Consider the following 13,529-nt stretch of genomic DNA (forward strand, 5'->3'; position numbering starts at 1 on the left):
CGGCCACTTGGCCGCGTCTCGAAGGAGGAGAGGGGCGGGCTCTCATGGTTCGAGACGGCGCTGGCGCGCCTCCTCACCATGAGGAGCGGAGTTCCTGCTAGCCGTCAGCGAGCCTTGCTGACCCCATCCCACCACGGGCACGTTCCCGACAGCAGTTTGTAATTGCCTGACATCACCTGGACCGGCGCGCGCAGGCCGGAAGCCGCGGCGCGCATCCGCATCTCGCGGGCCACTTCGCGGTCGGCGGGCGGCAGCCAGACCCGTTCATGTCCCCACAGGCTCGGGCCGTCCTTCAGTTCGAAGGGTTGCCAGGTCGGCGGATCGATCTCCCTGCCGCCCCAGCCGCACTCGACCATGAAGGACGACGGCGTCCTGGCGTAAAACGACGTCATGAGATCGTTGGTGTGGCGGCCCAGCGTGACGCGAATGCGCTCGTGCTGGTTCAAGGCGACATCATAGGCCTGGCCGACATCGTCGAGCGAGAACAGCTCCACCATCAGATGATGCATGCCGTTCTTGCCGGTCTCGATCAGAGCGAGGCTGTGATGCCGTGCGTTGATGTGAAAGAAGTAGGCGCGAAACGGCTTTTGCATGTAGTCGCTGAGCCCGAAGCCGAGCACGTCGACATAGAACGGCATCACCGCGTCGATGTTCTCGACCGTCAGCACGGCGTGGCCGAGGCCGAGCGGACCGGTGCGGAAACCCGAAATCGAACGGCCGGGGCAAAACGGCGTCTCGTCGATCTCGGCGCCGTAGAATGCCTCGAGGCGATTGCCCGCGGGATCCCGAAACGAAATCAAGGCGCGAACACGTCTGTTGTCGGCAAGGGTCTGCGGTTCGGCGACGACATTGACCTGATGCTTTTCCAGCCGGGCCGCGAGTTCGTCCAGCGCCGCCGCGTCGGCAACCTCCCAGCCGAAAAAGCGCGTGCCTTCCGGCAGCGAGCGGTCGATGACGATGCGCTGCTTGCGGTCGTCCATCCGGAACGCCAGCAGCGACGGGCTGCGCTCCACCGCCTGCAGGCCGACCAAACCGGTCCCGAACTGCCGCCAGTCGTCGAGATCGGCCGATCCGAACCCCGCATATCCCAGAGCCTGCAACGCCATCGGGCGCCTCCGCTTACCGCTGATGCTTTTGGATGAATCCTACGCATATTTTGCGGATTCAACACCAAAAGATGCGGTTGGCGGCCAGAGTGGGCCGCAGTGCGCCCGCCGTCAGGGACAACACTGGCTTTTGCCGCTTTCCTGAATCGGCGGACAGGGCACCGAGCCATAGGAGCAGAACACGCAGCAATCGCCGGGCAGCGGCTTGAGCTTCTGTCCGCAACCTCTGCAGACATAAAAGAACTGGCAGGCATCGGTCGGCATCGGCTCGGTCGACTGAAACCTGCATTGCGGGCAGGTCAGAACGGATTCCAGTTGCATTGCTTGTTCCGTATTTCCAGCTTTGATCAGGCGGATTCCCGCTACCATAAATACTGGTCTGCAATTGGACCGGAAGGGCACGGGCAAGGCACGGGGTGAAAGATACCAGCCCGTCCCCCGTGCGTCCGCGGCCTTCGTCCCCTTGACGCCCCCGCCGCGCCATGGTGTTTATCCGGCCATGAACACCGCCGTCCGCAAGACCCGTCTTTGGTGGCCCACCTTCTAGAGGTGGCCGGTGCGATTTCATTTCAACCAATCGTCAGAGGCCGTCATCGCAGTGCGACGGCCTTTTCGTTTGTCCTGTGTGGCGTTCCCTCCGCAAGTTTCGTAAGAGGATCACATGAACAGGACCGTTTTCTCCCTGCCGGCCCGCAGCGAATATCGCACCCGTGGCGGCCTCGCCGTCACACGGTCGGTGGAGCAGTTCTCCGGCGGCGCCAAAAGGCTCGATGACCTGATCGACCTGCTCGATCGCCGCCGCGGCGTGGTTCTGTCGTCGGGCACAACGGTGCCGGGCCGCTATGAGAGCTTCGACCTCGGCTTTTCCGATCCGCCGCTGCGGCTGGAAACCACGGGATCCGACTTTTCACTGCAGGCGCTGAACGCGCGCGGCGAGGTATTAATCGCCTTTCTCGGCGACGCGCTCCGCGAACCCTGCGTCGTGGTGACCGAGACAAGCGCCACCCGGCTGGCCGGCCATATTCGGCGCGGCGCGGCGCCGGTCGACGAGGACCAGCGCACCCGCCGCGCCAGCGTGATGTCGCTGGTGCGCGATCTCGTAGCGGCGCTCGGCGCCAACGACGATCCGTTGCTCGGCCTGTTCGGCGCGTTCGCCTACGATCTGGTGTTCCAGATCGAGGACCTCGTGCAGAAGCGCGCCCGCGAACCCGACCAGCGCGACATCGTGCTTTACGTGCCGGATCGGCTGCTGGCCTATGACCGCGCCACCGGGCGCGGCGTGGTGCTGAGCTACGACTTTGCCTGGAACGGTAAATCGTCGGAAGATCTGCCGCGCGACACCGAGCAAAGCATCTACGCCCAAACGCCGCGGCAGGGATTTGCCGACCACGCGCCCGGCGAATATCAGGCCACCGTCGAAACCGCGCGCGCCGCGTTCGCGCGCGGCGATCTGTTCGAGGCGGTGCCGGGGCAACTGTTCGCCGAACCCTGCGAGCGCTCGCCGGCGGAAGTGTTCCAGCGGCTGTGCCGGATCAATCCGTCGCCTTACGGCGCGCTGATGAATCTCGGCGACGGCGAATTCCTGGTGGCGGCATCGCCGGAGATGTTCGTGCGCTCCGACGGAAGGCGGATCGAGACCTGCCCGATCTCCGGCACCATCGCACGCGGCGTCGATGCGATCGGCGACGCCGAACAGATCCGGCAATTGCTGAATTCGGAGAAAGACGAATTCGAACTCAACATGTGCACCGACGTCGACCGCAACGACAAGGCACGGGTGTGCGTGCCCGGAACAATTAAAGTTCTGGCGCGGCGGCAGATCGAGACCTACTCTAAACTGTTTCACACCGTCGATCATGTCGAAGGCATTTTGCGGCCCGGCTTCGACTCGCTCGATGCCTTCCTCACCCACGCCTGGGCGGTGACGGTGACCGGCGCGCCGAAATTGTGGGCGATGCAGTTCGTCGAGGACAACGAGCGCTCGTCGCGGCGCTGGTACGCCGGCGCGATCGGCGCGGTGAATTTCGACGGCAGCATCAACACCGGGTTGACCATCCGTACCATCCGGATGAAGGACGGCCTTGCCGAAGTGCGGGTCGGCGCCACCTGCCTGTTTGATTCCGATCCCGCCGCCGAGGATCGCGAGTGCCAGGTCAAGGCGGCGGCGCTGTTCCAGGCGCTGCGCGGCGATCCCCCAAAGCCGCTGTCGGCGTTCGCACCGGATGCCACCGGTTCCGGCAAGCAGGTGCTGCTGATCGATCATGACGACAGCTTTGTTCACATGCTGGCGGATTATTTCCGCCAGGTCGGCGCCACCGTGACCGTGGTCAGGCACGTGCACGCATTGGAAATGCTAAAGCAGAGGCGTTGGGATCTGCTGGTGCTGTCGCCCGGTCCGGGACGGCCGGAAGATTTTGCGATTGCCAAAACAATCGAGGCCGCGCTCGGCGACAAGCTGCCGATCTTCGGCGTCTGCCTCGGCGTGCAGGCGATCGGCGAGTATTTCGGCGGGCAACTGGGCCAGCTGCGCCAGCCCGCGCATGGACGGCCGTCGCAGATTCAGGTCCGCGGTGGGCGGCTGATGCAGAACCTGCCCAATGAAATCGTGATCGGCCGTTATCATTCGCTCTATGTCGAGCGCGACAGCATGCCGGAGGTGCTTGCGGTGACGGCGAGCACCGAGGACGGCGTCGCCATGGCGATCGAGCACAAGACCCTGCCGGTCGGCGGCGTGCAGTTTCATCCGGAGTCGCTGATGTCGCTCGGCGGCGAAGTGGGCCTGCGTATCGTCGAGAACGCATTTCGGCTTGGCGTGACGGGGAATTGAATGCAAGGTTTCACGCACGTCATTCCGGGATGGTGCGTCAGCACCAGACCTCAGATGTGCAATTGCACATCGGGGAATCTCGAGATTCCGGGTTCAATGCTTCGCATTGCCCCGGAATGACGAAGAGATGGAAAAGAGATACCGATGACTTTTGAATATGATCTGAAGGCCACCGTCCGCACCATTCCGGACTACCCGAAGCCCGGAATTCTGTTTCGCGATATCACCACGCTGCTGGGCGATGCGCGCGCCTTCCGCCAGGCGGTCGATGAACTGGTGCATCCCTGGGCGGGCAACAAGATCGACAAGGTCGCGGGCATCGAGGCGCGCGGCTTCATTCTTGGCGGCGCGGTGGCGCATCAGGTCTCCGCCGGCTTCGTGCCGATCCGCAAACGAGGCAAGCTGCCGCATACCACGGTGCGGATCGCCTACTCGCTGGAATACGGCCTCGATGAAATGGAAATGCACGCCGACGCCATTCATCCCGGCGAGCGCGTCATCCTGGTCGACGACCTGATCGCGACCGGCGGCACGGCGGAGGGCGCGGTCAAGCTGATGCGCCAGATCGGCGCCAATGTGGTCGCGGCCTGCTTCATCATCGACCTGCCGGACCTCGGCGGCGCGGCAAAATTGCGGGCGATGGATGTGCCGGTGCGAACGCTGATGGCGTTCGACGGGCATTGATCTTCCTTAACCTCGCCCCGCTTGCGGGGAGAGGTCGAAATTCGCGGTAGCGAATTTCGGGTGAGGGGGTACAGCTTTCGTCTCATTTTCAGAATTGCGGTGAGAGCCCCTCACCCCAACCCTCTCCCCGCAAGGGCGGGGCGAGGGAGAAGAACTAAGACCCCTGCAAAATCAAGCTCAGCTCGAGCTCGCGGAAACTGAAGTAGTTTTTGCGGATCCATTGATGCAGTTCGGTCGATGTATCCTTCTCGTTGCGCAGATAGGCCGTGAACGAGAACGCCAGCCGGTCGATATAGGTTTTCAGGAACACCGGCAGCGCGGCGATGCGAAGGATCCGGCCATCGGCCATCGCCGCCGGCAGTTCGCCGCGCACCACGTACTCGTTGTCGACGGTAACCAGGGCGGTCGCCGGTATCTGTTGCTGCAGCATGGCGTGGCCGCGCGACGAGACGCGGTCGGTATCGGCGACGAACAGGATGATCGGCGCGACGCCGCGCCGCGCCGCTTCCTTCAAGAATCCGATTTCCTCGGACATCTTGAAGAATTCGTCGAAGGCATGAAAGCCGAGATCGATCACCTTGGCGATCCCGTCATTGACGATCAGGCGATCCATCAGCGACATCTTGCCGAAGGTATCGTCGACCTCGGCCGTCTCGGTTATGCCAGGCAGATATTCGAGCAGCGACGGCTCTTTGAGGTTGATGTCGAATGAAGCGACCGCGCCGTTCTTCAGCAGCAGGAACTCGCTCAACAGCCGCGCGATCAGCGTCTTGCCGACCAGCGGGCGGGGCGAGCAGATGATGTAGACGGGCGTGGTGCGCATCAGGCGCTATATCGGGCGAAATTTGTGCCTAATCCAGCCAAATAACATCCAGCGTGCAATTATTTTTCGCCGCCGCGCGCGGCCGCCAGTTTGCCGGATCCGACCAGGTCGGTCAGCTTGATGCGGTCGAATTCGCTCCAGACGTTGGCGAGCCAGTGCCGGACATAGCCGCGCAGCACGAACGAATAGTTGGCGGCCTCGTCACGGACGCCCTTGTTGGCGACGAACTGGAGGAACGGCACCGAGGCGACCTCGACCTGTTCATAGGCCATTTCGTTGAGCTTGGGGATGGTGAGTTCGGTGGCGTCCTTGATGCGGTGGAAATAGGAATTGTAGGTCGCCTGGTCCCATTCGAAGAAGCTGGTGTTGTTGATGAAGTTTTTCACCAGGAAATATTTCGCGCCCTGCATGAAATTCGCGGTTTCGGCGATTTCGTCCAGCGAGGCGATCGACGGGCCGAGAATGTGGAACACGGCAAAGGTGATCTGTCCCGACTTCGCAGCGTCGAGAAAGCCGATGTCGCGCAACGAGGCCAGCGCCGGCGACAGCAGGCCGGCGCGGACGTCGATCACGGTGACCGAGGGGCCCGATGAATTCAGCGTATCGAAAATCTTCATCTGGTCCGAAGTCGTCGTCATGTCGACGATCTCGGTGATTTCAGGATGAAAGCGCTTCAGGGTGCCGCGCGGCGACTCCGTATCGAACGCGCGGGTCAGCACACTGTTGGCGCTGAAATAGTCCAGCAAGGTGCGCGCGACGGTGGTCTTGCCGACCCCGCCCTTATCAGCGCCTACCACAATCACGACTGGCTTCGCCATAGACTTCCCTCACGCACCCGTTTTCCGATCGAGGCGTGATCCTAGAACAAACCAGGCCGTCTGTTGGCGGAAAACCGCCGTCGGCTCGGATCATACCCCCGAATTTCCGATCGCTGGGAGCAATCGGAACCTCCCGATCCCTGCTTTGGGCGCGAACATGGCAGAAACAAGGGAGAATTCAAATTCATTCGATCGCCGCAGGGCTGATCCTGCCGATGTCATTAACGTGGTGCAGTTGGGGCACAGGGGCTGTTCCCCGAGTGGCGTGCCAAAAATGCCTGTCATGTCAGCGGAAAGCGATGCCTCAGCGAGGCCCCCACGGGCCGGGAGCATTGCCCCACGGGCCCGGCGAGGTACCGGGCGTTGCGTCGGCCGGATCCCTGGCATCGCTCCATGGACCGGAGGGCGCTGGTGCCCGGGCCTGGCCATCTGCCGGCTGATCGTCTGGTCCATCGGCCGTATCCGACGGCAGCGCCAGCCGTCCGGGATCGTGTCCGCCGGCGAATTTCACCAGCGCCTGGACCCGGGCATCCACCGAGGGATGGGTCGCGAACAGGTCGGAAAAACCCTCGCGCGGGTTGTCGAGGCACAATTCCATCACCGCTGAGGTGGCGCCGGGCAGTTCGCCGCGGTTCTCGATCTTGCGCAGCGCCGAGATCATGGCGTCCGGGTTTTTGGTCAGTTCGACCGAGCCGGCATCGGCCAGCAGTTCGCGCGACCGCGACAGCGCCAGCCGCACCAGCTGCGACAATAGCCACGCCAGCGCGATCAGCGCGACCGCGATGATAATGACGACGATGGCGCCGCCGCCGGAGCTTTTTCTGTCGCCGTCCGAAGAAGATGAGGATGAAGATGAAGATGAAGATGACCAGGACCCGCCGCGGCCGTAACCGCCATAGCCGCCATAATAGCCAAGATTGGTGAACGTCCGGAAGAACAGTTCGGCAAAGAAGCCGACCACGCCGGCGATGATCACGGCGATCACCATCATCTGCACATCGCCATTGCGGATGTGGGTGAGCTCGTGGCCGAGCACCGCCTCGACCTCCTGGTCGTTGAGCGCATTCAACAGGCCCGTAGTGACGGTAATGGCATATTGCCGCTGGTTGAGCCCGGTGGCGTACGCGTTCAGCGCGTCGCTTTCGATGATCTTCAGCTTCGGCATCGGGATGCCGCGCGAGATGCAGAGATTTTCAAGGAGATTATAGAGCCGGGGCTGCTGCTGCCGCGTCACGTCCTCGCCGCCGGTCACGGCGTCGACGATCGATTGATGAAAGAAATAGGCGATCACGATCCACAGCACGGCGGCGCCGGTCGCGTAGGGCAGCGCCGTCACGAGGTCGCGCGCGGCCGCCATCAGATAATAGTCGACCGGCGCGCCGCTGTAGTTCACCACTTCCGCGATCAGTGCGCCGGCATAGACCATGACGTAGACCAGGACGAACAGTCCGGCCAGCAGCAGCATCGAGCGAAATTTGTTCGATGCGATGTGCGTGTAAAGTCCGTACGCGGCCATGATGCGCTGCTCTGTTAGGTTCCGTCATTCCGGGGCGCGCTGAAAGCGCGAACCCGGAATCTCGAGATGTTTGACTCGGATGAGATTCCGGGTTCGATGCTTCGCATCGCCCCGGAATGACTGGAGTGGGCCGACATCACTTCAGAATTTCACCTGCGGCACCGCTTCGACTTCGGCGCGGGTGGCGCCGAGGTCGAAGAAATCCTTGCGGGTGAAGCCGAACATGCCGGCGAACAGCGCCGCAGGCATCTGCTGGATGCCGGTGTTGTATTCCTGGACTGCGTTGTTGAAGAAGCGGCGGCTGGCGGCGATCTTGTTTTCGAGGTCCGACAGCTCGTTTGCCAGTTGCTGGAAGTTGGCGTTGGCCTTGAGGTCCGGATAGGCCTCGGACAGCGCGATCAGCCGGCCGAGCGCGCCGCTCAACTGGTTCTCGGCGGCGGCGACCTGTCCGGGTCCCTGCGCCGACATCGCGGCGTTGCGGGCCTTCACCACGTCGTCGAGCGTGCCGCGCTCGTGCGCGGCGTAGCCCTTCACGGTCTCCAGCAGATTCGGGATCAGGTCGTGGCGCTGCTTCAGCTGCACGTCGATATCGGCGAAGGCCTGGCCGACGCGCTGGCTGAGCGCGACCAGCCGGTTATAGGCCGCGAACGCAAAAAGAACGAGAACCACAATAACGCCGAGAACGATCCAGCCGGTCGACATGGCCAACAACTCCTGATGGGACCTCGAAGGAGGGCAGGTAACCCTAGACGAAAAAAAGCCCGCGCGGCAGCCGCCACGAGGTGGGTATCCCCTTGGTCGGGCGCAAGGCGGGATAAGTTCAAGGGCGGTACGTGTCCCGGACGCGATGCGGTGCGCAGTACGCTTCGCAGAGCCGGGACCCAGTCCTCGCCTGGAGGATGGATGGACCCCCGGATCAGCAGCGCACCACGCCGCAAGTGCGGCGCGCTGCGCAGCATCCGGGGCACGTCGGCCCGTTAACCTTCCTCCATCACCGCGTCGCCCCAGCGCCAGCGCCGGGCCCGCGCATAGTCCGCTTTGGCGCGGCGGGGCGCTGTTGCGATGATGACGCCATCCGGCGTGCAGAGTTTTGCCGATACTTCGACCTTGCTGACGGCAGGCTGCGCCAGCACCCGGGCGGGATGGCGGGTCGCCGGCGCGCGCGTCAGCGCGACATAGCTGAATTTTTCGTCTTCGAAGGGAAGTTCGGCGCCCTTGATCTGCTTGTGCGCGCGCAAGCGTGGCAGCCGCTGCGTGAAATGGCACCAGTCCGGCGCCGTCAGCGGACAGCGGCCGTCATGTGGGCAGGGTGCTACGACATGCGCGCCTGATTCGATCAGCTGCGCGCGCGCTGCGATTATCCGGGCGTAGCCCGCCGGCGTGCCGGGTTCGACGATCAATAGCGTGTCGCGGGTTTTTGCCCACATCAACTCGGTGAGCGCGCGTTGTTCCGCCTCGCTTGTTTCGCCGATCATGTAGCTTGCCACCACAAGGTCGGCCGGCTCGGCATCCGCGAGCGCGGCCCGGGCTTCGCCGCGTTGATATGTCATGCCGCGCAGGCGCGTGCTGCCGCTGCCGAGATCGAGCGCCAGCGCGCGCAAGGCGTCGTTGGCATCCAGCAGCGTAAAACTTTGCAGCGATGAAAAAGCTTCGGCCGCGGCCCAGCTCGCCGTTCCCGGCCCCGCGCCGACATCGAGCAGGTTTTGGGGCGCGAAGTCCGGCGTGATCTCAGCGAGCGCGTTCAGGCTTGCAATGACAGCGGCATAGGTCGCGGGCATCCGCGCCAGCGCATAGGCCAGCGCATCGGCCTCCGACCTGATCGCGCCCGAGCCGCCGCCGCCGCGATAGGTCCTTGAGATCAGCGCGGCGCGTTCGGCCGCGTCGCTGCGCGACAGGCCCTGCAGCCTGGCGTCGAGCGCTGCTTTCAACTCGGCCGGTAGGTCGGGAGCGGTCATCGCATGCCGTTCACCCGCACGTTATTCCGGCATCGCGCGCAGCGCGAGAGCCGGAATCTCGAGCTTGGAGGAACGAGATTCCGGGTTCGGCGCGATGCGCCGCCCCGGAATGACGATCAAACAAAAATCATCACGCCACGTGCTGGTCGAGGATCTTCACCGCTTCGTCGAGCGCGACCGAGACCAGTTGCGAGACGCCGCGCTCGGCCATGGTGACGCCGAACAGCCGGTTCATCCGCGCCATCGTGATCGGGTTGTGCGTGATGATGATGAAGCGGGTCTCGGTGGTCGAGGTCATCTCGTGCAGCAGGCTGCAGAACCGCTCCACATTGTGGTCGTCGAGCGGGGCGTCGACTTCGTCCAGCACGCAAATCGGCGACGGATTGGTGAGGAACACCGCGAAGATCAGCGACAGCGCGGTCAGCGCCTGCTCGCCGCCTGACAATAGCGACAGCGTCTGCGGCTTCTTGCCGGGCGGCTTGGCGATGATTTCGAGGCCGGCCTCGAGCGGATCGTCGCTTTCGATCAGATGCAGCGCGGCCTCGCCGCCGCCGAACAATTCCACGAACAGCCGCTTGAAATGGCCGTTGACGATTTCGAACGAGGTCAACAGCCGCTCGCGGGCCTCGCGGTTGAGGCTCTGGATGCCTTGGCGCAGCCGCTTGATGGCTTCCACCAGATCGTCGCGCTCGGTGGTCAGCGAGGTGTGCTGGGCTTCGACCTCGTGCAACTCTTCCTCGGCGCGCAGGTTGACCGCGCCCAGCCGCTCGCGGTCGCGGCGCAGCTTTTCCAGGTTTTCCTCGATTTCGGTAAGCGGCGGCAACTCCGCATCCGGCTTGATTTCGGCGAGGCCGGCCACAGCATGCGGCTCGCATTCCAGCATGTCGTGGATTTCGCGCTCGATGTCGATGAGGCGCCGCCTGGAGCCATCCAGGCGCTCTTCGGCCCGGGCGGTCGCTTCGCGCGCGCTCGACAGCGCCTCCAGCGAGATCTTGGCGGCGCGGTCGGTTTCCGCCATCAGGCTTTCGGCGGCGGCCAGCGCATCGGCGGCGACGCGGCGGGCGCTTTCTGCGGACTCGATTTCGCTGATCAGGGCGCGGCGCTTTTCCGCAAATATCGCGGGCGCATTGTCGAGTTCGGCGCGCTCGGCCTTGACCTCGGTGATGCGGGCTTCGATGGTCGATATCTGCGAGGCCGCGCTCTGCCGGCGGCTTTGCCATTCGCCGCGCTCGGCGGTGATCGCCTGCAGGCGGCGATCCGCCAGTTCGGCTTCGCGCGCCAGCGCCTGTGCTTCGGCCCGTACCTGCGCGGCGAGGCGGCGATGGCCGTCGATGTCGGTGCGCACCGCGGCGAGCCGGGTTTCGGTGTCGAGGCTTGGCGGCAATTCGGCCAGCGCCGCGGCAGCACTTTCATGCGCGCTCTCGGCCTCGACGCGGTCGGCGTGCAGACGGCTGTGAGCTTCGGTCAGCGCCGACTTCCGCGCGGCGTGGCGGTTGATCTCGCGCTCGGTATTGGCGTGGCGTTCCCGTGCCGCATCGGCCTCACGCTGCGCGGCGCGCCATGCATCGCGCGCGGAGGTCTCGGCTGCGGAGGCGGCCTTGAGCTCGGCCTCGGCGGTTTCCAGGGCCTGACGCTTGGCGCCGGCATCGGTGCGGGCCTGTTCAAGCTCGTGTTCGATATCGACCAGCCGCGCGCGCTCGGCCAGACGCCGCGCCGCGCCGGTCGGCGCGTGGGCCGCGGCGACGAACCCATCCCAGCGCCACACATCGCCTTCCGGCGATACCAGCCGCTGGCCGGTCTTCAGCTGCGACACTAACTCCGCGCCGCGGTCCCTGGCAACGACGCCGATCTGGGCGAGGCGCCGCGCCAGTTCGGACGGCGCATCGACATGCGCGGCAAGCGCTTCGACGCCATCGGGCAACGCCGGATCGCCTTCGGTGACGCCCGAATTGGTCCAGCGCATCGGCGCCGACGGATCGACCGGGGCGTCGAGATCGTCGCCCAGAGCGGCGCCAAGCGCTTTCTCATAGCCCTTGGCGACGGTGACGCCGTCGATGATCGGCGGCCACAGATTCTTGGTCTCGCCGTTGACGAGTTTGGAGATCGTGCGCGCTTCGGTCTCGAGCCGCTGCACGCGCTTGTCGGCCTCGTTGAGCGGCGCGCGGGCGGCTTCCAGCCTCGATCGCGCGTCGATGTGGCCGGCTTCGTTAGCCTGCGCGGTGGCTTCCGACTCCGCGAGACTGAGCTGCGCGGTCTCCATGGCCTCGGCCAATGCCGCGAGGTCGCCGAGGCCGCGGGTTTCCTGTTCGAGCTTCTGCTCTTCGCCGGCGACGTTGGCGATATCCTGATCGAGCCGTGCCAGCCGATCGCGATGGCCGCGCACGCTTCCCTCGAACTGATTGCGCTTGGCAGTGAGGTCGGCAAGGGCGGTGGTCAGTTCCGTGAACAGGCGTTCGGCGGCGGCGAGTGTCGCCTCGGCCTCGGAAACCCGTTCGTCAACGCCGCTGCGTTTTTCAACGCGCGACTTGATTTCTTCCTTCAACTCGCTGTCTTCGGTGTCGAGCCGCTGCAGCGCCACCTCGGCGTCGGAGGTCTGCTGCTGCTCGCGGGCGATATCGGCCGAAAACTGCGTCAGCCGGCGATCGAGCTCGGCGACGCGCTCCCTGGCGCGCTCTTCCTCGCGATCGAGCGTTTCGCGTGCATTGGTGAGCCGCTGCAGGCCGGCCGCGGCACGGGCCTCGGCCTCGCGCAGCGCCGGCAGTTCCGAGGCGCGCACCGCCTGGATACGGGCCGCCTCGGCCTGTTCGCGGGTGCGCTCGGCCATGTCACGGACGCTGAGGTCGTGGACAGTGGTGGCTTCCGCCACGCCGGCATTGGCCTCCAGCCAGCGCAGATGGAACAGCAGCGCCTCGGCCTTGCGCACCTTGGCCGCGACCTCGCGGTAGCGGATCGCCTGCCGCGCCTGCTTCTTCAGGCCGTCGATCTGTCCGGCCAGTTGCCCGATCACATCCTCGACGCGGGTCAGGTTGGTTTCCGCGGCTTTGAGGCGCAATTCGGCCTCGTGGCGGCGGGCATGAAGCCCCGCGACGCCGGCAGCGTCTTCCAGCACACGGCGGCGCTGTTCCGGCTTGGCCTGAATGATCTCGCCGATCTTGCCCTGGTGGACCAGCGCCGGCGAGCGCGCGCCGGTGGCGGCGTCGGCAAACAGGATCTGCACGTCGCGGGCGCGTACGTCGCGGCCGTTGATCCGGTAGACCGAGCCTGCATCGCGTTCGATCCGGCGCGAAATTTCCAGCGTCTCCCGGTCGTTCACGGCCGCCGGCGCGGAGCGATCGGAATTGTCGATCGTCATCACCACTTCGGCATGGTTGCGCGACGGACGGTTGCCGGAGCCGGCAAAGATCACCGCGTCCATGTCGGCGGCGCGCAGCGATTTGTGCGAGGTCTCGCCCATCGCCCAGCGCAACGCCTCGACCAGGTTGGATTTGCCGCAGCCGTTGGGTCCGACCACGCCGGTGAGACCGGGTTCGATCACGAAGTCGGTGGGTTCAACGAACGACTTGAAACCGTGGAGGCGAAGGCGGGTCAGCTTCATGGGCACGATGCTCTGTTGGCAGGACGCGAATCTCCCTGCCGGGACAATACCATAGAAGGCAATGTCGGTGTGTGGGCGAGTCGCTTTTGGCGCCTCTCATGGCCGCGACAATGGCGAGGCCGGGCCCCAAGGGCAACCGCCGCCGGGGGCTTTTCCCAAGGCTTTTGTAAGGCTTATGCCGGCGCTTCAGGGGAACATTCGAGCA

10 protein-coding genes are annotated in these 13,529 nt (G+C 64.7%); 2 read left to right on the forward strand and 8 right to left on the reverse strand.

Features of this window, described 5'->3' with window-relative positions:
* Positions 1 to 104: 104 nt before the first annotated feature.
* Together B5527_RS07015 and B5527_RS07020 are read right to left on the reverse strand one after the other, a co-directional pair.
* Entirely contained in the window at positions 105 to 1,106 is a 1,002-nt protein-coding gene (locus tag B5527_RS07015) for a VOC family protein (protein WP_079600645.1), read from the reverse strand.
* Between the two features lie 111 nt (positions 1,107 to 1,217).
* Positions 1,218 to 1,427 (reverse strand): GDCCVxC domain-containing (seleno)protein, encoded by a 210-nt coding sequence (locus tag B5527_RS07020; protein WP_079607128.1) that lies wholly within the window; start codon positions 1,425 to 1,427, stop codon positions 1,218 to 1,220.
* 340 nt (positions 1,428 to 1,767) lie between these two features.
* Between B5527_RS07020 and B5527_RS07025 the strand changes: the two genes are divergently transcribed.
* Positions 1,768 to 3,933: an anthranilate synthase component I gene (locus B5527_RS07025; protein WP_079600646.1), complete on the forward strand. Its 2,166-nt coding sequence runs from the start codon at positions 1,768 to 1,770 to the stop codon at positions 3,931 to 3,933.
* Positions 3,934 to 4,077: 144 nt separating this feature from the next.
* Positions 4,078 to 4,617: an adenine phosphoribosyltransferase gene (locus B5527_RS07030; protein WP_079600647.1), complete on the forward strand. Its 540-nt coding sequence runs from the start codon at positions 4,078 to 4,080 to the stop codon at positions 4,615 to 4,617.
* Between the two features lie 154 nt (positions 4,618 to 4,771).
* On the opposite strand, the gene B5527_RS07035 is transcribed toward B5527_RS07030, so the two are convergent.
* From B5527_RS07035 to smc, 6 genes are all read right to left on the reverse strand, one after another.
* A complete protein-coding gene (locus B5527_RS07035; RefSeq protein WP_079600648.1) occupies positions 4,772 to 5,440 on the reverse strand; it encodes a hypothetical protein in 669 nt (222 codons plus the stop codon).
* A gap of 59 nt (positions 5,441 to 5,499) precedes the next feature.
* Positions 5,500 to 6,258, reverse strand: coding sequence for a hypothetical protein (locus tag B5527_RS07040; protein ID WP_079600649.1), 759 nt, complete (start codon positions 6,256 to 6,258; stop codon positions 5,500 to 5,502).
* 304 nt (positions 6,259 to 6,562) lie between these two features.
* Positions 6,563 to 7,774 carry a M48 family metallopeptidase gene (locus B5527_RS07045; RefSeq protein WP_079600650.1) on the reverse strand — a complete coding sequence of 404 codons (1,212 nt, stop codon included), beginning with the start codon at positions 7,772 to 7,774 and terminating at the stop codon, positions 6,563 to 6,565.
* Positions 7,775 to 7,915: 141 nt separating this feature from the next.
* Positions 7,916 to 8,476 carry a LemA family protein gene (locus B5527_RS07050; protein ID WP_079600651.1) on the reverse strand — a complete coding sequence of 187 codons (561 nt, stop codon included), beginning with the start codon at positions 8,474 to 8,476 and terminating at the stop codon, positions 7,916 to 7,918.
* Positions 8,477 to 8,751: 275 nt separating this feature from the next.
* The gene (locus tag B5527_RS07055; RefSeq protein ID WP_079600652.1) at positions 8,752 to 9,729 is read right to left on the reverse strand and encodes a small ribosomal subunit Rsm22 family protein; all 978 of its coding nucleotides are present in this window, start codon (positions 9,727 to 9,729) and stop codon (positions 8,752 to 8,754) included.
* A gap of 130 nt (positions 9,730 to 9,859) precedes the next feature.
* A complete protein-coding gene (smc, locus tag B5527_RS07060; protein WP_079600653.1) occupies positions 9,860 to 13,324 on the reverse strand; it encodes a chromosome segregation protein SMC in 3,465 nt (1,154 codons plus the stop codon).
* Positions 13,325 to 13,529: the final 205 nt, after the last annotated feature.

Source organism: Bradyrhizobium erythrophlei, from assembly GCF_900129425.1.
Lineage (GTDB): Bacteria > Pseudomonadota > Alphaproteobacteria > Rhizobiales > Xanthobacteraceae > Bradyrhizobium > Bradyrhizobium erythrophlei_C.